Raw genomic sequence first — 19,628 nt, forward strand, 5'->3', positions numbered from 1 at the left:
CGGCCAAAGGCCCAAGTTTATTTGTTGATTTCGGTAGGTGTCCGATGGGTTACCAGCTTCCCCCTGTCGCCTGGCTCCGCGCTTTCGAGGCCGCCGCCCGGCATTCGAGCTTTGCCGCCGCCGCCAATGAGCTCAATCTGACCTCGGCGGCGATCAGCCACCAGATCCGCTCGCTGGAAAAACGTTTAGGGTTCGGTCTCTTCGAGCGCCTGCCGCGCGGCGTGCGCCTGACCGATATGGGCGCGGCCTATGTGCCGGCGGTGCGCAAGGCATTCGAGGACCTGTCGCTGGCGACGATGGGCATATTCGGTTCGCTCGGCGAAAAGACCCTGCGCATACGCGTGCCGATTTCCTACGCGACGCTGGTTCTGGTGCCGAAGCTGCATGCGTTCCGGGCCGCCTATCCCGGCATAGAGCTGCAGCTGTGCACGACGATCTGGGGCGACGGCCTCAACAGCGAATCGGTCGATGTGGATATCCGCTACGGCGACGGCAACTGGGCGGACCAGCGCATCGCGACCGGGCGGTTCGAGAAGATCAGCGACGAGCGGTCCATCATCGTGTGCAGCCCCGATCATGCCGGCAGTCTCGGGCCGTCGCCGACCCTGTCGGCCCTGTGCGCAGGCCCGATTATCAAGATCATGGGCTGTGAGGGCATGTGGAGCGACCTCAAGAAACAAAACGGCGTGGAGGTGGATGAACAGCCGGCGGCGGTGAAATCGGATACGTCGCTGGTGGCGCTGGAATATGCCGCGAGCGGTCTCGGCGCCGTGCTGGTGCTTGACGCCTTTGCCCGGCCCTATTTTGCATCAGGCCGCCTCGTGCAGCCTGTCGAAGCGGCGCTGAGCGGTAATCAGGCGCATTATGTCCTGCGCCCGCCCGACACCGAGCATGCGCCCGAAGTGCTGCTTTTCACCGAATGGCTGCTCGACAGCCTGCGCTGATGCGGCTGCCGACGGTGTTGGCCGGAGCGGAGTTTTTCTTTGCCGACCCCGCGCCGCGGCGCTTGTCGATACGACCTGTCCGGAAACGCCGGACGCGGTGTTCCGAGCCGCTTGCTTTTTGCCGGACTTGCTCTAAGCCTTCGCAGACAGTTTACCGCAAGGCCGCAGGGGATCGAGGCTTTTGGAGAGGACCGGACGGCTCAGCCGCCTTTACTGGGATGTGATTTACCGCGACGATGCCAGTGCATCGTTTCGCTGGGCGCTCTCGGTGTTCCTTGTCTTTCTGCTTTTTCCCGGCACGGGAAGCGGCGGCTCGATTGTCAGCATCGGTATCTGGCTTTTTGCGCTGCTGAGCTGGGGTTTTGACCCGCGCAGCCGGAACTTCGATGCGGTCGAGCGGCCGATCGTTGCGGCGTTCGCGGCCTATTGCCTGGTCATGGTGGTGTTTGCCGTCGGGCATGCGCTCATCAGGGGCGGCCCGGCCGGTTTCGGCGCGGTCTACAGCAATCTTCTTTTTCTCTTTTTCGCGCCCGTGATGCCGGTGTTGCGCAATGCCGTGAGGCCCTATTGGCTGGATGTGTTTTTTGCGGGCAATGCCTGCGGAGCCATTCTGGCCGTCCTGATCATGACCGTTGGCGGGCCGTTTTTTCCGCAGCTGATGCGCGGCGCGCTGGCGGGCAATCCGCTTATCCTGGCGCTTGGCGTCATGGTCTCCGGGCTGCTGTGCGTTCACGGCCTGCTTTTTTTCAAGGGCCGCATGCGCCTGCTCCTCGCCATTGGCGCGCTTGCGGCGCTTTATGCGTTGCTGACCTCCGGGAGCAGGGGGCCGCTGCTTGCCTATTGCGCGACCCTGGCGGCTTACACGCTTGTGATGGGCTATCGCTATTTCGGCTTCCGTTTCATGGCGCTGCGGGGGGGTATTGCCGCGCTGGCGATCGGGATCCTGGCCGTGGGCGTGATCAAGGCGGACCCGGAACTGACAAAGCGGGTGGACCTGGCGGTGGAGCGGATGACAAATCCCGCCGGAGACGGCGTTGCCGAATATTCCATATCGGCGCGCCTTGCGCTTTACCGCGCCGGGCTTTCCGCCTTCGCCGAGCGGCCGCTGACCGGCCATGGCCGGCAGAACCTGATGCTGGCCGCCGCGGCGCATGACCCAAATCAGGGTGCGCAATTCCCCTTTACCCATCTGCACAACGGCTATCTGACCGACCTCGTGGCGTCCGGCGTGCTTGGCCTTGTCACGCTGCTCGCCGTGTTCCTCGTGCCGCTTTACGTGCTGCGCAACGCGCCGCCGGTCGTCTTCGGCGGACTTTTCTGTGCCGTGCTCTCCTACATGCTCTACGGCGTGAGCAATCTCTTGTTCTATCATGACGTCTCGACGCTCTATTACCTCTCGCTGGTCACCGCATTTTGTGTGCTTGCGCGGCTGCCGGGGCGCGGCGGGGCGGGTGAGGGCGGGTAGGGGTGTTTTGAGATTTTGTTTTTCGCTCACGGCCGCACCGCCGCTTATTGTTTTGTCCTCACGCCGTACGCGCCTTCGGCGCTGGCTCCGGACGGGGCGGGCCAAAGGGCCCGACGCGCGGTCGCGCTTGCGGTGCTGCGCACCGTATTCTTTTTCCATGATGCTTTGAAAGGGAACAGAGTTCGAAGCGCGGAGCGCTTCGCAAGGCCGACCGGCCGTCGCCGCTCATGCGGCGCGCCCGCGCAGGCCAGCCGCAAAGCGGCGGTGCGGCCGTGAGCGTAAAACTACTGCCCGCACACCGCCGCAACCGTCCTGACACAAATCCTGAGATCCAGCGCCATCGATCGGCTGTCGATATATTCCCGGTCCGCGGCGGCAAGCTCATCCGGCCGGGACATGTCGATGCCGCGGATCTGGGCAAGGCCGGTCACACCCGGGCGGGCGCCGAAGACATCGAGGCGCCGCCGCGCCGCGATCACCGCCGCCTGCCCCGGCAGGCACGGACGCGGGCCCACAAGGCTCATATGGCCGAGAAGGATATTGAAGGCCTGCGGCAGCTCGTCAAGCTTGGCGCGCCGCAAAAACGCGCCCATACGCGTATGGGCATCCACCCCGACCTCATGCGTCCCAAGATGCGGCGTCCCGTCGCGCATCGTCCGCAGCTTCCAGATGGTGAACGGCTTTTCCCCCCGCCCCAGCCGCCGCTGCCCGAAAAACGGATTGCCGGAGGATTCGACGCGGATGAGGATGGCGAGCAGCAGGATGAGCGGCCACAGGAGAATGAGGATGGCGAGGGAGACGGCGATGTCAGCGGGGCGTTTCATCGAGGACTTGCTGATAGAGTTCAAAATAGCGTCGGCCCATGGTTTCCGCGCGAAAATGTTCCTTATATCGTTTTCTCGCGGCCGCGCCAAACGATGCCTGCAGCTTATCGTCCGCTGCCAGCGTATTCATTGCCTTGGCGAGGGCATCAGGATCGTTCGGCGCGACAACAAACCCGGTTTCGCCATCGATGTTGATATAACTCGTGCCGGTTCCGATTTCACAACTGATCATTGGCTTGTCAAACATTGCCGCCTCGACCAGAGAGAGCCCGAAGGCTTCGGAACGCTTGTTTGACGGGAAAACGAATCCCCTGCACAGTTTCAGAAGGGCGACCTTGTCTTCTTCTCTGACGGACCCTGTAAAATGAACGTTTTCCAGGCCGAGCCGCTGCCTTGTGGCTTGCAGCCTGGCTTCCTCAAACCCGGAACCTGCGATGACAATCGGCAAACTGGTCCTGGAAGCGGCCTCGAGAAGCGTTTCGATCCCCTTGTAATGACGCAATACGCCGGTGAACAGAAAGAAGTCACGCCCGAAACGTGCTTTCCAATGTTCCAGTCTCTTTTCTGCCGCGGCTTTGGGGTAGGCGGCCTCGTCGAGGCCGAGCGGGATAATCGTTGTCTTGTCCCGGTGAGCTTTGAGGATGCTGCTTGATGCAAGATAATTCGGCGACGTGGCGACGATGCTGTCAACGCGTGAAAGCAGGCGATTGCGCAACGGCCCGTATGCGGCCTCGACGAAGGAATTTGCGAGCGCATCCGAGTGGTAAGTCAGCACAAGCGGTTTTCGAACCCGTGAGGCAAGCACAACCGCGTCCATGAACGGCCAGGGGAAATGCAGGTGAACAATGTCAGCCTCCGCGGCGAGGCGCCGGAAGGGCCTGAGGCAGGTAAATGAAAAATCCGTTGAAACGATTGTTCCGTGCCGCTTGACCTTGTGCAGGGTTTGCTTGCCGCGTCGTGATGGCTGAGCGGAGTTTCCGGGGGAGAGCGACAAAATGTGATTTTCGGCTCCAAGGCCCGCCGAATGCCCTGCTATTGCATCGATGCTGCGTTCCACACCGCCAAATGTATCGGGCCAATAGGTCTTGAAGAAATGCAGGACGCGCATGATGCTCTCGAGGCGTGTATTGACGTATCCTTATACGAGGCTGCCGCCAGCACTCAATGAGCATCTTGCCGAGTCCTGGAGTTTTCTGTGTCTATTGAGGCCTTTTCTGACGATGGCGTTCAATGACCTCCTCAAACAAGGCCAGCATCTCGTCGACGGTCTTTGACCAGGAAAACCGCGCGGCATTTTCACGGGCATGGCTGCTTAACCCGGCATGAAGCGCATCGTCGTTCCAAAGACGCTGCCAGCCGCGTGCAATATCGTCAGGGTTGTGCGGATCAACCAGCAGGCCGGCCTTGCCCGCCACCTCCGGCATGGAGGATACATTGCCGGTCAGAGCCGGGACCCCATAGGAGCCGGCCTCGATAATCGGAAGGCCGAAGCCCTCGTAAAGGGAGGGCATGGTGAGAAAACGTGCGCCTTGGTAAAGCGTTGCAAGTTTGGCGTCGCTGACGTAGCCAAGGGCTTGCACGCAATCTGAAAGACCGTATTTTTCGATTAGCGTATTGATAGCAGTATGCCGCCAGCCTTTGCCGCCGGCGATGAGGAGTTTTTTTGCCTCGCCGCCTTCGGCCTTGGCGATCGCTATGGCCTTAAGGAGCCGGTCCAGGTTCTTTCGCGGTTCGATCGTGCCGACAAACAGGGCGTAGTCACCGGCGGCCGAAAACGCGCTGTCATCGCCGGCAATCGTCATGGACTGCTTGAAATTCGATGTGCCCGGATAAATCACATGAACCTTGTCAGCAAAATGCGGGAAGCGCTCAACGATATCGTCGCGGGTGGACCGCGACACGGCAATAATCGCATCCGCCCGTTTCATTGCATGTGGTGAAAGAATGCGGTCGGCGAGCCAGCCCTTGCGGCTCATGGTTTCAGGATGTGCGGCCCAGACGAGATCGTGGATTGTGACAACGCAGGGGATCGTCCGATTGAGACCGATAGGAAGCCTGTGTGCTGGCCCCCAGAAGATGTCGGGGTGGGATTTGTTGACTTGGCGGGGAAGGGTGGTGAGAGACCAAACTTTCCGTCCTATACAGCTTATACTTCCACCAAATTGGTGATTAAGTCCGCAAAACCCCTTCGGAATTTGGCTTGAGCGAAGGGGCCAGAAGAGGGTAGAGTGGTTGTCGTACTTTTTTGAAAGGCTTACGCATGTGTCGGACACGTAGCGTCCAATTCCAGACTTTTTGCCAATCAAATTTCTAGCATCTATAGCAATATGCATTCCTCTTCCAACTTATGAAGTCGATATCCTTGCATCCATTTGCTCCCCCATACAGATCGATTCAGTAATACGTCTCGTAACCTGCGAGTTCCTTAATTGTCTCAATCCATTTTTCTCGTACCGAGCCCGGTGTATATTTGCTTAATACGGGACTAGATTTCTTATCAAGTTCCTCTCTAAACAATTCTCGATCTGATGACTTTCGTTCGTCTATTAATTGAGCTAATCGGTTTCCGACAGCATCAGCTGCAGCGCTATTTACGTATTCTACCGAATTACCGTAAACTTCTCTATAAATCGGTTTATCCAACACAAGGGATGGGCATCCACATTGTAATGCTTCTAGGGGACCAACCCCAAAACCTTCATTGTGGGATAGGAATACGAAATACAAAGCCCTATTAAGTAAAATTTCGAGTCCCATTTTAGGAACTTTTGCCAGTGGAATGATTTCCCCTTCTAAAGCATAAGTTCTTATAGCATGTTCAATTCGGTCAGTTTTCCAACCCAATCCACCGACAATTACTAATTTTATATTTCTCTTCAAATTAAATCTCATGTATTCCCATGCTGCAACAAGGGCGCCATAGTTTTTCCTCGGCTCAACAGTGGAGACGCAAATAATATACTCTAACTCTTCCTGCTGACTTAAGCTCTCATTCAGTTTTTTAACGGCAATAATACGGTTTTTTATATCTAAATCATTTAAAAACCAGTTATGACTAACAAATTGTTTTCTGATGTACTCATCTTCGATTCCGTCCCTCCTCTTCAATTGAGGTATTAACACAGATATTACTCTGGATTTTTTTTCAAGTTTTGGGTTGGCTAATACAAGTTTCTCCCGGGCAGTCTCGGTCAGGCATGCAATTACATCAGATTTTGGCAATATTTTATCAATATAAAATTTTGTTTGATCTATTACTACGTTTCCTGCCAAAGTGTCTGGGTCTTCAAGTGCTATCAAATCGACATGTCGATGGATTGTTCCTTTGTGGCCGATTGCCAATATATTTTTTAAACCGTAATTGATTGCTATCGGAAACTCATTTGGTGCCTTAAATCGCACTCTCCCAGACTTTATAAAGGCCTTGAAAAGCTCCAGATCATGATTATATTTTGTAAAAAGATAATCTGCATCTTTTAATTTATCAAAATTATTTGGTGAAACTTTTCCTGAAAAGAAAATTCTAAACAGCGATGTAAATAATAACTCCTTTGCAGTATCACTTGCCTTAAGCTCTGCTCGATTGATGGATAGATTAAATCTTGAATCTATCATACTATTTACTAAGCTAGCTATCAGCTCAATTTTTTCTCGGAAATGTCCGCGCCCCGGTTTAGGTGTTTCTGCAAACTGTGCGATTATATTTGCTAAATCAGCAAGTTCAGAAACCTTATTCAGTCTTATGCTATTCCGACCTTTTGCTTGGTGAATCATCCCACAAACATCGATATCTTCCGATGTAGCAAACATTTCAAATAGTAATGCCACTTCGTTGGGAATGCCCGAAATGGGATATCCAGCAAAAGTTAAGTCGAATAAGATATTCAATTTTTCTTTCATAATGTATTATCTTACAGATCCGATTCGTCGGAGAAAGGTTCAATATTATTATTGTTTTCTATCATGGCTTGCCTATCATGCGTATACTGGTTGTAATAACGTCGCAAATGTTTCGGCGGCTGCGTTCCTGTGCATCGGTCCTGGTTACCTCCATGTTTGCGCAAAATAATTTCAATTGCGCACTCCCCAACAGGGGTCATGGTACGATCATAACGCGGCAAGTCATACCGATAGTCAAAGTTAAGTTGTTCGATTTTCACTATTTCGACGTGTTCGACGAACTCGTTTAGGAATCTGATCAAGCTTACTGATTTATCTGACCAACTATTCGCTTTGCCTATAGTGAAAGTCCATTTGTGGTCTCTGTTTTGCGTACTCGGAAAAACTCCCTGCTCGTAAAGATCTTCATCCGGAACTGTTATGATCAAGTAGCCACCAGGTTTTGCAATTCGAATCCAGTTTCCCAACGCTTCTTCTGCACTAACCATATGTTCAAGACAATGGCTGCTGAATACGAAATCAAACGAGTTATCCATGACATTTTTCATGAACTGCGCATCACCATCTTCCCAGTCCCATGTCTTGACCGATGTGCAAAGTGGAAAGAACTCCACGTACAACTCTAATGGATCTGGTTTGCCGCCAATATCAACGCCATTACCAACAAAATATTTCCGCACATAATTTGAGTTATGTAATCTTCTGACGATACTCTTACTACATTCTCTCATAGTTTTAATAGGCTCTTTACTTTTGTTAATAGTCACTTAAAGTCACGACCCGAGAACCGGAATTTTCTGTCGAAACCCGCATCACATTCCCTTCACCAAACGCACTGGCAAAGCTAGCGTATTTGTAGCTTGGAGCTAGCACAAAGAAGAAGCCGCCCGCACCAGCTCCACATAGCTTTCCACCGAAAGCGCCAAGTGATTTTGCTTTCTCGTATATGGCATCAATGTCACTGTTTGACACATTCGATGACAGACTTCGCTTGGTTTGCCACCCTTCGTCGAGCATAGCTCCCAAATCTCTCAACATCTGTTCGGGCGAGCCCTGTTCTAGTACGGTTATACTCTGTTCCGCCAGTGAAATGAGGTTAGAAAGCTCATCATCGATTTTTCTGGACTTGGTTCTCTCAATCTGCTCGTCGAGGGTTTTGGTGGCTCGGCGAGATATGCGCGTGTAGATGAGAAACATGGAGCTGTCGAGGGCACGTTGGCAGTCGGCGTTTATTCGGATCGGGTTGATCTGAAAATCTTCTTTGCCGAAGCGATAACAAGAGAGACCGCCATAAGCTGCGTGAATTTGATCCTGAATTCCTACGTTTTCTTTAAGCACCTCATGCTCGATATGTATTGCCTTTTGGGCAAGCGCAAATTTGTTTATGCGGCGATTACTTAAATGGCAGACAAGATTAACAAAGCCAACTGTGAAGGTCGACGAACTGCCGAGGCCAGTGCCCCCTGGAACATCTGACATAATTGAAAGGTTAAGTGGGTCTTCATAGCCAAACTCGTTGAGTACTGCTTTAACAACCGGATGCTGAATGTCATTAATGTCATTAACCGACTCACTATTACTATAGAGAATCCGATATCGTTGCTCGCAAAATTCTGGCATTGGAAGGGCATTGACATAGATATACAGATTGATACTTGTGCCGACCACTATTCCCGGTGCGCGCTCAAAATAGTCAGGATAATCGGTGCCGCCGCCAAAAAAACTTACCCGCAAAGGAGTTTTCGATATCCTTATCAATTCGCTAAGGCCTCCTGAACTAATTCAAGAAGGCTTCCCTGTGTATACCTTCTGCTGTCAACTCCAAATTGTGTAGCACATTCAATATCTTTGTCTTGGTCTCCAATAAACAGACTATTTTTAATGTCTATCTGCCAATTGAAGGCAAGCTTTTCGAGCATGCCCGTCTTCGGCTTTCGGCAAGTGCACGAGATAGAGTATTTGTGATCTGTTCCGTCGACGTGATGTGGGCAATACTCAAATGCGTCGATATGTCCGCCATACGTTTGCAGCTGTTGCTGCATATGCTCATGGAAACGATTGACGGCAGCTTCATCATAGTAACCTCTTGCTACCCCTGCCTGATTCGTCACCACAAAAACATAATAGCCTCTGTCGTTACAAAGTCGAATCGCCTCCCGCGCGCCCGGAATCCATTTCAGATCATTTGTCCTGTGAGTGTAGCCCGTATCGTGATTCAGGGTACCGTCACGGTCAAAGAAGATTGCCGGGCGCTTAAGATTAGCGGGGATTTCCCATTGCGACCTCTTATAGCTTTCAGGTACTCCAATGTCGATGAAATAGCCGTAATACTCTTGCCCACTAAGTGAGCCAGCCTTCAGCAGGCACGGAAAAATCTCTTTCTCTAAAGAGCAAGGGCTATCTTTGACAAAATCAACAACTCGCTTATCCATTAGGTACAGACCACCATTAATCAAAGCGGCCTCATTTTTTGTAGCAGCTTTTTCGGCAAACTCTGTTATTCGACCTTGGGAGTTGAGTTTCACCTGTCCGAACCGATTTGTGTCATTGGTCCTGCGTAGAGCTAGCTTTGCGAGGCAGTTGTTTTGAGCAGCGTTGTCAAGTAGTGCCAGAACATTAAAATCAAAGAGAGAATCACCGTTTGCAACTAAGAAAAGATCATCAAGCTGATCTTCAGCAAACTTTAGACAACCTGCTGTCCCCAACGCTTCTGGTTCGACAGTTACCTCGATTGTGGCGCCCGGTACCGAATCGTTGAGGTACTGCTCTCTGATTTTCTGCCCATTGTGACCGGCCAAAAGCAAAATTTTGGATAATCCGTGTCGAACGAAATGTGCGATTAGGTAATCGAGAAACGGCCTACCAGCGACCGGCAACAATGGTTTTGGTGTGTCGCTGGTTAAGTTTCCCAATCGAGTCCCGCGACCTCCCACCAGAATTACGACTTGCTTGAGCATAACTGCTCTTCAACAACGCCGCATATCATATGTCCGATGGCGATATGCATCTCTTGAATATGATTGGTTTGGTCTGAAGGAACACAGATGCAAAGGTCACACAAGACTTTCATTTGCCCCCCGCTGCTGCCGGTTAGACCGATAGTGGACAACCCAAGCTCTTTGGCCGTTTTAAAAGCCTTAACAACATTCCTACTGTTGCCACTGGTTGAGAGGCCAATTAACACATCGCCTGATTGACCAAGGCCACACACCTGCCTAGAGAAGACATTTTCGAAAGAATAGTCATTGCCTATTGCCGTTAGTGCTGAGGTATCAGTTGTCAGCGCGATTGCTGGTAGCGGGCTTCTGTCAATAAGAAATAGTCCCATCAATTCGGCTGCAAGATGTTGCGAATCTGCAGCCGAGCCGCCGTTTCCGCAAAACAAAATTTTATTTCCGCATCGCAGCGCTTTTGCAACTTGGTCTGTTGCATCGGCAATTATCGACGATATTTCGCGTAGCTTCTTGAAGTTGTTAGACACATTATCGCAATATCGATTTATATTCATTTCCCATACCTTGCTATCAGGTATTTGCAGCAAAAAACCCATCTTATGAAATTACACTCCAAAAACAAATGGTCTCGGCTGACATACTAAGCTGTAGTCATTTATTGTATCCATTTTGTTCATCCAATTATTCTTAGTTGAGTTCTTGAATGTGTCCGCGCTTCAGCGTTATTGATCTGTTGCTTACAGCTTCTAGGAACGTCGTATTGTGAGAGGCCACAAACGTAATGTATGATCCGAGCAGTAATTCATCCAATTTGCGATTAATCTTATTCACAAACGAAGCGTCACCCGTTCCGATACCTTCGTCAATCAGCAAAATATCAGGCCGAATAGATGTTGAAATCGCGAAGCCCAGCCGGGAGAACATGCCGGCAGAATATGTCTTGACCGGAAGCTGCAGGAACTTGCCCAACCCCGTGAATTCGGCAATCTCGTCGACCCTGCTGTCAATCTCTCGTTTATTCATTCCCAGCACATAACCGCGCAAGTAGATGTTCTCGATGCCGGTGGCCTCGGGGTCCATACCGGCTGCTGGATCAAGGAGTGCTCCAACGCTTCCTTCAATCTCAATTGTCCCGCCTGTCGGTTTGTAGATTCCGGCAATCGTCCGGAGCAGGGTGGTCTTTCCGGAGCCATTGTGGCCGACAAGGCCGATCCTGTCGCCATCCTCGATTTCCAGCGAGACATTGTCCAGCGCCTTGACCGTAATTGTGTCGTCGGCGTTTTCCGCGATCCGGCCGCCGGTTGCTTGCGACAACAACTGTTTCTTGAGCGAGCGGGAGTTGGAACCGTAAATCTTGAATTCGACCGTAAGATTCCTGATCGAGATGTGCGCCATTTGCCGACCTCACACCCAATAGGGAATGCGCGCATAGGCGCGGCGATAGAGCCAGGCGGTGAACGGAATTCCAAGGATCGCCAGGATCAAAGCCGCTAACCAAGACACGTGGGAGGGCGCGCTGCCAAGCAAGGGCGCTCTGACGATTTCCAGAAGGTGGTAGAAAATGTTCAGTTCGATGAAGGCAGCCCGATCCGGCAGGATCTTGGCGCTCCAGAATATGGGTGTGACGAAGAATACGACTTGCAGCAGATTTGTAATCACCTGCGGAATGTCGCGAAAGCGCGTTGATAGAATACCGGCGGCAAGGCCCATCCAGGCGAGGTTCGCCAGAAACAGGGCAAAACCCGGAAAAAAGAGCAGCATGTTCCACGACCATTGGGGCGGGAACAGCGCGATCACCAGGAAATAGATCACCATGTTGTGGGCCCAGATGATCAGGTTGCGCGCGAAGCTGCGATAGAAGTGCACGCTGATGGGCATCGGCACGTTGCGGATATAGCCCTCGCCGGCAATGAAGGCATTACAGCCCTCATTGATGACCGATGTCAGCAGGCCCCAGAAAATCAACCCGACGGCGAGGTATGGGAGGAAGCTGCTGATCTCCTGCTTGAAGAGTTGGCTGAAGACGAACCCCAGCGCGGCGATCATGATGCCCATTGTCAGGGTCAGCCAAAGCGGGCCGAGCGTGGAGCGCCGAAAACGCTGCTTGATGTCGTGGATCGCAAATACCCACCAAAGCTCGACCCTGCGCAAGCCGTCCCACAAATCCCGGAGCGCCATGGCCTGGACATTGTCAGCCGAGATAATCGTTCGTTTAGGCATTTGATTTCGTAAGAGCATCAAATGTCAGCGCCCCATGCCTGCAACCAAGGTTTATGGAGATGCTTCTAGCTCGAACGGTCTGATTTGCAAAGGCTTGGCGGGCGGTTTTGCTGCTCAGGCTGCTGCCTGTCGACAATCCGTCAGGGTGATGCAAAAAAGGCACAGTTTCAATACTTGGTACTGTACAGGGGGCCGGCACTTATGGCTTCCAATTGCTGATTCCGCTTGCTAGCGGATAGCCTGTTCAGAACCGCTTTGCAAAGCCTCAATCGGTTATTTGAAGGCTTAGATTTTCCAGAAGTCGTTTTGCCAAATTATCGGCCGACATATCGACGGTTTCTAGGCAGAACTCCGGCCTCTCCGGCGCCTCATACGCACTGTCGATCCCGGTGAAATTCGGCAGTTCCCCACGCCTTGCCTTCCGGTAGAGCCCTTTCGGGTCGCGCGCCTCCGCGATCTCCAGCGGCGTATCGACGAAAATCTCGATGAACTCGCCCGCCTCGAACAGTTCGCGGGCCATCCGGCGTTCGGCGCGGAAGGGGGAGATGAAGGCGGTCAGGACGATGAGGCCGGCGTCGACCATGAGTTTGGCGACCTCGGCGACGCGGCGGATGTTTTCGACGCGGTCAGCGTCGGTGAAGCCGAGGTCGCGGTTGAGGCCGAGGCGGACATTGTCGCCGTCGAGAATGTAGGTGCGGAAGCCCCGCGCGTGCAGCTTCTTCTCAAGCGCGTTGGCGATGGTCGATTTGCTGGAGCCGGAGAGGCCGGTGAACCAGAGGACCCGGCCGGGATGGCCGTTGAGCCTGGCGCGTGCCTGCTTGTTCACGGTCACGGCCTGGCGGTGGACATTGTCGGCGCGGCGCAGGGCAAAGTCGATCATGCCGGCGGCGACGGTCTGATGGGTCTGACGGTCGATGAGCACGAAGGAACCCATGGGAGCGCAGTCCGCGAACGGTTCAAAAGCGACGGGCCGGTCGAGGGCGAGTTTGACGACGGAAATGTCGTTCAACTCCAGCGAACGGCCCATGATCTCCTCGAACGTGTTCACGTTGCAGGTATGGCGGATTTCGGAGATGGTCGCGTTCACCGTCGCGGCGCCGATCTTCAGGATGTATGTCCTGCCCTGGAAGCCGCTGTCCCTGGCCATCCAGACAAGTCTGGCTTCAAACTGATCGGATGTCTCGCACGGGTCCCTGGCGGCGACCAGGACGTCGCCGCGCGAGATATCCACATCCCGGTCGAGGGTCAGGGTGATGGCCTGATCGGCCCCGGCGGAGGGCCGTTCGGTGTGCCCGAGAACGATGCTCTTGACGGAGGCCGTTTCGCCCGAGGGCAGGATACGGATTTCATCGCCCTGTTCGATACGGCCGGCCACAACCGTGCCGGCATAGCCGCGAAAATCAGGATCGGGCCGGTTGACCCATTGGACGGGCATGCGGAAGCCGTGATTGACGAGCGCTTTTCGCGTGTCGACGGCGCCAAGAAATCCGAGCAGCGTCGGCCCGTTGTACCAATGCATGTTGGCCGAGCGGGTCACGACATTGTCCCCGCCCAGAGCGGAGACCGGGATGGGCGTCACCGTTTCAAAGGCGAAGTTTTTACACAGGTCCTCATAGTCGGCGACAATGGCGTCGAAGACGGATTGATCGAACCCCGCCAGGTCCATCTTGTTCACGGCGAGCACCATATGGCGGATGCCCAGAAGCGAGACGATGAAGGAATGGCGCCTTGTCTGCTCGAGGATGCCCTTGCGGGCATCGATCAGGATGACGGCGGCATCGGCCGTCGAGGCGCCGGTGACCATGTTGCGCGTATATTGCTCATGCCCCGGCGTATCGGCGACGATGAACTTGCGTTGATCGGTGGCAAAATAGCGATAAGCGACGTCAATCGTGATGCCCTGTTCGCGCTCCGCGCTCAACCCGTCGACCAGGAGGGCGAAATCGATGTCATCGCCCTGCGTGCCCATCCTGGCCGATGTTGCTTCCAGTTCTGAAAGCTGGTCGTCAAAGATCATTTGCGATTCATGAAGCATGCGGCCGATCAGGGTCGATTTGCCGTCATCCACGCTGCCGCAGGTGATGAAGCGCAGTGTCTCGAGAGCCGCCTGTTTTTCCAGATAGTCTTCGATCTGCTGCCGGGCGGTCATCAGAAATAGCCCTCGAGCTTTTTCTTCTCCATGGAGGCCGCCGCATCATTGTCGATGGCGCGGCCCTGGCGTTCGCTGGTTCTGGCCTGCAGCAGTTCGAGGATGAGCGAATCGAGATCGTCGGCGTCCGATTCTATGGCGCCTGTCAGTGGATAGCAGCCGAGAGTGCGGAAGCGGATCTTGCCGAACGCGACCTCTTCGCCGTCCAGGGGCTGCAGGCGGTCGTCGTCGAGCATGATCAGCATCCCGTCGCGCCGGATAAAGGGGCGCTTGGCGGCGAAATAGAGCGGGACGATCGGGATGTTCTCGCGATGGATATATTGCCACACGTCAAGCTCCGTCCAGTTCGAGATCGGGAAGACGCGGATACTCTCGCCCCTGTTGATCTTTGTATTGTAGAGGTTCCACAGTTCCGGGCGCTGGTTCTTCGGATCCCATCGGTGGGTCGGCGTGCGAAAGGAGAAAATCCGCTCCTTGGCCCGACTCTTTTCCTCGTCACGCCGGGCGCCGCCGAAGGCGACGTCAAAACCGTATTTGTCGAGCGCCTGTTTGAGGGCCTGCGTTTTCATGATGTCGGTATGGACCGAGCTGCCGTGATCGATCGGGTTGATGTTCCTGGCGACCCCATCCGGGTTCTTGTGTGTGATCAGCTTCATGCCGGCCTCGGCGGCCGTCCGGTCGCGGAACTGATACATCTCCTGGAATTTCCAGCCGGTGTCGACATGCAGCAGCGGGAAGGGCGGCGGGGATGGATGAAAGGCCTTTTTTGCCAGGTGCAGCATGACCGCGCTGTCCTTGCCGACCGAATAGAGCATCACCGGGTTTTCGCAGGTCGCGATGACCTCACGCATGATGTGGATGCTTTCAGCCTCCAGCCGATCCAGATGGGTGAGGCCTGATATATTCGGTGCCTTGCCGATGGGGGCGTCGCCCGGATTCCTTGCGGTACAGACCGGCGCGTACACCGCCAAGGCGCTTTCCAGATCCGGTGCTATTTTCCGGCCCGGATCGGCCAATCTGCGAAACGCCGCGCAGAGCGCGCCGTGTGGCCATAGCAGCGCCGATTCAGCCGTTTCCTCGCAAAGGCTGCGCAAGGCATCTGTCAGTTCGTCATCGCCCGGCGTCGCGGACGAAAGGAAAACCCACCGGCGCGCATTGCGGCCGTCATTGGCGGCAATCAGCGTTTCGCCGGATGGTGTGGTGTGAAGTTGCACAAACAAGGACACGTTCCGGTCCTTGCGCGTTTTTTTGATCAGGTGTTCGGCAGCATGCCTTCGAACCGGCTCGCCGCGCTCGTCTCGAATGTCGTCGACGGAAAGGGCATGCGGCAGCAATTTGCTCGTCAATATGTTTCGTTCAACTGTGCGTTTGGTCAATTGCGAGCCGTCTGTACACCATTGTTCGTGCAGGCAATCGATCGTCCAGGGCCTGAGGGAGCCATCCGGTGTGTTCCGGTTTTTGAGCGCGTCGACGGGAATTGTTTTCATATTTGTCGTAAATTGCTTATTAGTAATCATAGGTTGTATTTCTTGACGATTTCTCTATTATCACTCAATTAATTTCTGGTCACCATGTATTTTGCGACATTTGCGGTTTTGTTTTCCGAAACATCTAAAGACCTGATTTAGGCTTCGGTCCGGCTTTCAATTTACGGTGCGGATTGCTAGGAACGGCGACGTCATTAGGCATCGGCGTGAATTCTCAGTAGGGTATCTTCATTGAGCAAAGTTGCACTCATCACAGGCATCACCGGGCAGGACGGGGCCTATCTGGCGGAGTTCCTTCTGGACAAGGGATATACCGTCCACGGGATCAAGCGGCGCGCGTCGCTTTTCAATACGGACCGGATCGATCATCTCTATCAGGACCCGCATGTGGAGAATCAGCGTTTGATCCTGCACTATGGAGACCTGACGGATTCGTCGAGCCTGGTGCAGACCGTTCAGAAGGTTCAGCCGGACGAGATTTATAATCTGGCGGCGCAGTCCCATGTGGCCGTTTCGTTCCAGGAACCGGAATATACGGCAAACTCCGATGCGCTCGGTGCGTTGCGGCTCCTGGAGGCGATCCGTATTCTCGGACTGGAGAAGAAGACGCGTTTTTATCAGGCTTCGACATCGGAGCTTTACGGACTGGTGCAGCAGGTGCCGCAGACCGAGGCGACGCCGTTCTATCCGCGCTCGCCCTATGCCGTCGCCAAGCTCTATGCCTACTGGATTACCGTGAACTATCGCGAGGCTTATGGAATTTATGCCTGCAACGGCATCCTCTTCAATCATGAAAGCCCGCTGCGGGGTGAGACTTTCGTGACGCGGAAGATCACGCGCGCGATCGCGCGCATCAAGCTCGGGCTGCAGGACTGTCTTTATCTCGGAAATCTCGATGCCAGGCGCGACTGGGGGCATGCCCGCGATTATGTGGAAATGCAGTGGCTGATGCTGCAGCAGGAAGAGCCTGAGGATTTTGTCATTGCCACGGGCGTTCAGTTCAGCGTGCGCGATTTTGTCAATGCCGCGGCGGCCGAGGCGGGTTTGACGATCCGTTGGGAAGGGACCGGTGTTGAGGAGAAGGGCTACGACGACAAGGGCAACTGCATTGTCGCCGTCGATCCGCGCTATTTCAGGCCGGCGGAGGTGGAAACACTGCTGGGCGATGCGTCGAAGGCGAAGGAAAAGCTTGGCTGGTCGCCGGTCACGTCATTCGAGGCGCTGGTTGCCGAAATGGTGCGTGAGGATATTCAGTCGGCGGAGCGGGACGAGCTTGTCAAACGGCACGGGTTCTCCGCCTATGACTATCACGAGTAGGCTGGATGGATAAGGGTGCCAAGATCTTCGTGGCCGGGCACAGGGGCATGGTCGGCTCGGCCATTGTCCGCCGTCTTCAGACCGCCGGCTATGCCAATCTGCTGACTCGCACCCGCGACGACCTTGACCTGACGGACCAGAAGAGCGTCTTCGAATTCCTCCGGTCGGAAAGGCCTGATTACATTTTCCTGGCGGCGGCGAAGGTTGGCGGCATCCATGCAAACAACACAAGCCGCGGCGAGTTCATCTACGATAACCTGATCATCGAGGCCAATGTCATCGAGGGCGCGAAGCGCGCCGGCGTCGACAGGCTGCTTTTTCTGGGCTCCAGCTGCATCTATCCGCGCGACTGTCCGCAACCGATCAGGGAAGACTACCTTCTCACCGGGCCGCTGGAGACGACCAATGAGCCCTATGCCATTGCCAAGATTGCCGGGATCAAGCTGTGCGAGAACTATAATGCACAGTTCGGAACGCGCTATGCCAGCGTGATGCCGACCAATCTCTACGGGCCCAACGACAATTACGACCTTGAAACCAGCCATGTCCTGCCGGCCCTGATCCGCAAGGCCCATGAGGCGAAGGTGCGGGGTGCCAGGGAACTGATCGTCTGGGGCTCGGGCCGGCCCATGCGGGAGTTTCTCTATGTCGACGATATGGCGGATGCCTGCGTGTTCATGATGGAGGCGGGCATTTCGGAGGGCCTTTATAATGTCGGCACCGGAGAGGATGTGACCGTCCGCGAACTCGCCGAGACCGTGATGGATGTGGTCGGATTTGACGGCGATATCGTCTTCGATGCGTCCAAGCCGGACGGAACGCCGCGCAAGCTGCTCGATGTCAGCCGTCTGAAAGCGCTTGGATGGTCGGCATCGACCGGCCTTGAGGACGGCATTGCCCGTTCCTACGCCGATTTCAGGGAAAAATCCGCCGGGTAGTTCGCGGTTCAACTGCGCCCGTAAACATCCTCATAACGAACGATATCGTCCTCGCCGAGATAGGAGCCGGTCTGAACCTCGATCAGCGTCATGGGTTCCGTTCCCCGGTTTTCCATGCGGTGGATCGCGCCGCATTCGATATAGGTGGATTCGTTGGGATTGAGCACAATGTTCCGGTCGCCATTGACCACATGGGCGACGCCCTGGACAACGGTCCAGTGTTCGGAGCGATGTTTATGTGATTGCAGGCTGAGGCAGCCGCCGGGTTTGACCTCGATGCGTTTGACCTTGTAGCCGGCACCCTCGTCCAGAACAGTGTAAGAGCCCCAGGGCCGGTATCCGGTCGGAAAGCCGGCGTGCGCAGGGTGATCGCGTTCCTTCAACTGCTCATAGAGCTTTTTGACATCTTCCGACCGTTGCTTGGAAACGACGAGGGTCGCATCGCGCGTATCGACGACGGCAAGGTCGCGAACGCCGACAAGTCCGATCAGCCGGCCCTCGGTGCTGACAAAACAGTTTTCCGATTCCAGCATGGTTGCGTCGCCAATCGCCGTGTTGTTTTGATCGTCGGACGGAAACTGTTCGGAAAGGGAGGCCCAGGTCCCCACGTCGCTCCATCCGATATCGGCGGCGACGACCGCGAGATCGGGCGTCTTTTCCATCACCGCATAATCGATGGAGATTTTTGGAGCGCCGGCGAACGCGTCGGCATCCAGTGTGGTCTCCAGAAAGCCTGCATTGGTTTCCTCTCTTTGGCCATTGTCGACGGCCGCGGTGCTGGCCTGTACTATGTCAGGGCAGTGGGCGGCCATAGCCTCCAGCATCGTATCCGCCCTGAAGCAGAACATGCCGGAATTCCATAGATAGCGGCCGTCCTTGAGATAGTTGACCGCGGTTTCGCGGTCGGGTTTCTCGACAAAACGGATAACCCGCTCACCGTCGGCTTCTATATACCCGTATCCGGTTTCCGGCGCGCTCGGCCTGATGCCGAACGTGACGATCTTGCCTGTTTTTGCGATCCCGGCGGCCCGGTTTACGGCTTCTGCGAACGCCGTCTCGTCGGCAATCATGTGATCGGCTGCGAGAAAAAGGAGAACTGTCTCCGGGCCGAACTGCTTTGCCGCATAGTGGGTTGCGGCGGCAGCGGCAGCGGCCGTATCCCGGCCGAAGGGTTCAAGAAGCAGGTGCTTTGTTATGCTCTCCTGTTTCTGGACGTCATACTCGGCGATCGTCTTGAACGACGACTCCAGGGCGGTGATCGTGACGATGTCCTCGACATCATCCAGCGCCGCGGCCCGCGCGAAGGTGTTTTGAAGCAGGGACCGGCCGTTCTCAACGGGAAGAAACGGTTTTGGATGCGATTGGCGTGACGCCGGCCACAGGCGGGATCCGACGCCGCCGCTTACGATCACAGGTACGATCATCATAAC

17 protein-coding genes are annotated in these 19,628 nt (G+C 54.8%); 4 read left to right on the plus strand and 13 right to left on the minus strand.

What is annotated here, in order from left to right:
- The first annotated feature begins 44 nt into the window (after positions 1 to 44).
- Together AC5E6N_RS00250 and AC5E6N_RS00255 are read left to right on the plus strand one after the other, a co-directional pair.
- On the plus strand, positions 45 to 944 hold the full coding sequence (locus tag AC5E6N_RS00250) for a LysR substrate-binding domain-containing protein (RefSeq protein WP_491745913.1): 900 nt from the start codon (positions 45 to 47) through the stop codon (positions 942 to 944).
- A 181-nt stretch (positions 945 to 1,125) separates the two neighbouring features.
- A complete protein-coding gene (locus AC5E6N_RS00255) occupies positions 1,126 to 2,409 on the plus strand; it encodes an O-antigen ligase family protein (RefSeq protein ID WP_491745914.1) in 1,284 nt (427 codons plus the stop codon).
- Between the two features lie 284 nt (positions 2,410 to 2,693).
- On the opposite strand, the gene AC5E6N_RS00260 is transcribed toward AC5E6N_RS00255, so the two are convergent.
- The 12 genes from AC5E6N_RS00260 to cysD form a co-directional block, all read right to left on the minus strand.
- Positions 2,694 to 3,233, minus strand: coding sequence for a sugar transferase (locus AC5E6N_RS00260; RefSeq protein WP_491745915.1), 540 nt, complete (start codon positions 3,231 to 3,233; stop codon positions 2,694 to 2,696).
- Positions 3,217 to 4,341, minus strand: a complete 1,125-nt coding sequence (locus AC5E6N_RS00265; RefSeq protein WP_491745916.1) for a glycosyltransferase — start codon at positions 4,339 to 4,341, stop codon at positions 3,217 to 3,219. Before AC5E6N_RS00265 ends, AC5E6N_RS00260 begins: the two co-directional genes overlap by 17 nt.
- 91 nt (positions 4,342 to 4,432) lie before the next feature.
- A complete protein-coding gene (locus AC5E6N_RS00270; protein WP_491745917.1) occupies positions 4,433 to 5,566 on the minus strand; it encodes a glycosyltransferase family 4 protein in 1,134 nt (377 codons plus the stop codon).
- Between the two features lie 61 nt (positions 5,567 to 5,627).
- Positions 5,628 to 7,133, minus strand: coding sequence for a glycosyltransferase (locus tag AC5E6N_RS00275; RefSeq protein WP_491745918.1), 1,506 nt, complete (start codon positions 7,131 to 7,133; stop codon positions 5,628 to 5,630).
- Between the two features lie 11 nt (positions 7,134 to 7,144).
- Entirely contained in the window at positions 7,145 to 7,900 is a 756-nt protein-coding gene (locus AC5E6N_RS00280) for a methyltransferase domain-containing protein (RefSeq protein WP_491745919.1), read from the minus strand.
- Complete coding sequence (locus tag AC5E6N_RS00285; RefSeq protein WP_491745920.1) at positions 7,890 to 8,891, minus strand: GHMP family kinase ATP-binding protein; 1,002 nt, start codon at positions 8,889 to 8,891, stop codon at positions 7,890 to 7,892. Before AC5E6N_RS00285 ends, AC5E6N_RS00280 begins: the two co-directional genes overlap by 11 nt.
- On the minus strand, positions 8,888 to 10,090 hold the full coding sequence (locus AC5E6N_RS00290) for an HAD-IIIA family hydrolase (RefSeq protein WP_491745921.1): 1,203 nt from the start codon (positions 10,088 to 10,090) through the stop codon (positions 8,888 to 8,890). The genes AC5E6N_RS00285 and AC5E6N_RS00290 overlap by 4 nt, the downstream gene beginning before the upstream one ends.
- On the minus strand, positions 10,072 to 10,683 hold the full coding sequence (locus tag AC5E6N_RS00295; RefSeq protein ID WP_491745922.1) for a D-sedoheptulose 7-phosphate isomerase: 612 nt from the start codon (positions 10,681 to 10,683) through the stop codon (positions 10,072 to 10,074). Before AC5E6N_RS00295 ends, AC5E6N_RS00290 begins: the two co-directional genes overlap by 19 nt.
- A 91-nt stretch (positions 10,684 to 10,774) precedes the next feature.
- Complete coding sequence (locus AC5E6N_RS00300) at positions 10,775 to 11,482, minus strand: ABC transporter ATP-binding protein (protein WP_491745923.1); 708 nt, start codon at positions 11,480 to 11,482, stop codon at positions 10,775 to 10,777.
- 9 nt (positions 11,483 to 11,491) lie between these two features.
- Positions 11,492 to 12,307 (minus strand): ABC transporter permease, encoded by an 816-nt coding sequence (locus AC5E6N_RS00305; protein WP_491745924.1) that lies wholly within the window; start codon positions 12,305 to 12,307, stop codon positions 11,492 to 11,494.
- 265 nt (positions 12,308 to 12,572) lie between these two features.
- Positions 12,573 to 14,456 (minus strand): sulfate adenylyltransferase subunit CysN, encoded by a 1,884-nt coding sequence (gene cysN / locus AC5E6N_RS00310; RefSeq protein WP_491745925.1) that lies wholly within the window; start codon positions 14,454 to 14,456, stop codon positions 12,573 to 12,575.
- Positions 14,456 to 15,358, minus strand: a complete 903-nt coding sequence (cysD, locus tag AC5E6N_RS00315) for a sulfate adenylyltransferase subunit CysD (protein ID WP_491745976.1) — start codon at positions 15,356 to 15,358, stop codon at positions 14,456 to 14,458. Before cysD ends, cysN begins: the two co-directional genes overlap by 1 nt.
- A gap of 816 nt (positions 15,359 to 16,174) precedes the next feature.
- On the opposite strand from cysD, the gene gmd reads away from it, so the two are divergent.
- Together gmd and AC5E6N_RS00325 are read left to right on the plus strand one after the other, a co-directional pair.
- Positions 16,175 to 17,260 (plus strand): GDP-mannose 4,6-dehydratase, encoded by a 1,086-nt coding sequence (gmd, locus tag AC5E6N_RS00320; RefSeq protein ID WP_491745926.1) that lies wholly within the window; start codon positions 16,175 to 16,177, stop codon positions 17,258 to 17,260.
- Positions 17,261 to 17,265: 5 nt separating this feature from the next.
- Complete coding sequence (locus tag AC5E6N_RS00325; protein WP_491745927.1) at positions 17,266 to 18,198, plus strand: GDP-L-fucose synthase family protein; 933 nt, start codon at positions 17,266 to 17,268, stop codon at positions 18,196 to 18,198.
- An 8-nt stretch (positions 18,199 to 18,206) separates the two neighbouring features.
- On the opposite strand, the gene AC5E6N_RS00330 is transcribed toward AC5E6N_RS00325, so the two are convergent.
- Entirely contained in the window at positions 18,207 to 19,625 is a 1,419-nt protein-coding gene (locus AC5E6N_RS00330; protein WP_491745928.1) for a mannose-1-phosphate guanylyltransferase/mannose-6-phosphate isomerase, read from the minus strand.
- Positions 19,626 to 19,628: the final 3 nt, after the last annotated feature.

The sequence above is a fragment of the Hoeflea sp. genome, assembly GCF_984452065.1.

Excerpts from the sequence above, each read along its gene's own strand:
- AC5E6N_RS00250 (WP_491745913.1), top strand. The coding sequence starts at position 45 with ATGGGTTACCAGCTTCCCCCTGTCGCCTGGCTCCGCGCTTTCGAGGCC.
- AC5E6N_RS00260 (WP_491745915.1), bottom strand. The coding sequence starts at position 3,233 with ATGAAACGCCCCGCTGACATCGCCGTCTCCCTCGCCATCCTCATTCTC.
- AC5E6N_RS00265 (WP_491745916.1), bottom strand. The coding sequence starts at position 4,341 with ATGCGCGTCCTGCATTTCTTCAAGACCTATTGGCCCGATACATTTGGC.
- AC5E6N_RS00270 (WP_491745917.1), bottom strand. The coding sequence starts at position 5,566 with ATGCATATTGCTATAGATGCTAGAAATTTGATTGGCAAAAAGTCTGGA.
- AC5E6N_RS00275 (WP_491745918.1), bottom strand. The coding sequence starts at position 7,133 with ATGAAAGAAAAATTGAATATCTTATTCGACTTAACTTTTGCTGGATAT.
- AC5E6N_RS00290 (WP_491745921.1), bottom strand. The coding sequence starts at position 10,090 with ATGCTCAAGCAAGTCGTAATTCTGGTGGGAGGTCGCGGGACTCGATTG.
- AC5E6N_RS00295 (WP_491745922.1), bottom strand. The coding sequence starts at position 10,683 with ATGGGTTTTTTGCTGCAAATACCTGATAGCAAGGTATGGGAAATGAAT.
- AC5E6N_RS00300 (WP_491745923.1), bottom strand. The coding sequence starts at position 11,482 with ATGGCGCACATCTCGATCAGGAATCTTACGGTCGAATTCAAGATTTAC.
- AC5E6N_RS00305 (WP_491745924.1), bottom strand. The coding sequence starts at position 12,307 with ATGCCTAAACGAACGATTATCTCGGCTGACAATGTCCAGGCCATGGCG.
- cysN (WP_491745925.1), bottom strand. The coding sequence starts at position 14,456 with ATGACCGCCCGGCAGCAGATCGAAGACTATCTGGAAAAACAGGCGGCT.
- AC5E6N_RS00325 (WP_491745927.1), top strand. The coding sequence starts at position 17,266 with ATGGATAAGGGTGCCAAGATCTTCGTGGCCGGGCACAGGGGCATGGTC.
- AC5E6N_RS00330 (WP_491745928.1), bottom strand. The coding sequence starts at position 19,625 with ATGATGATCGTACCTGTGATCGTAAGCGGCGGCGTCGGATCCCGCCTG.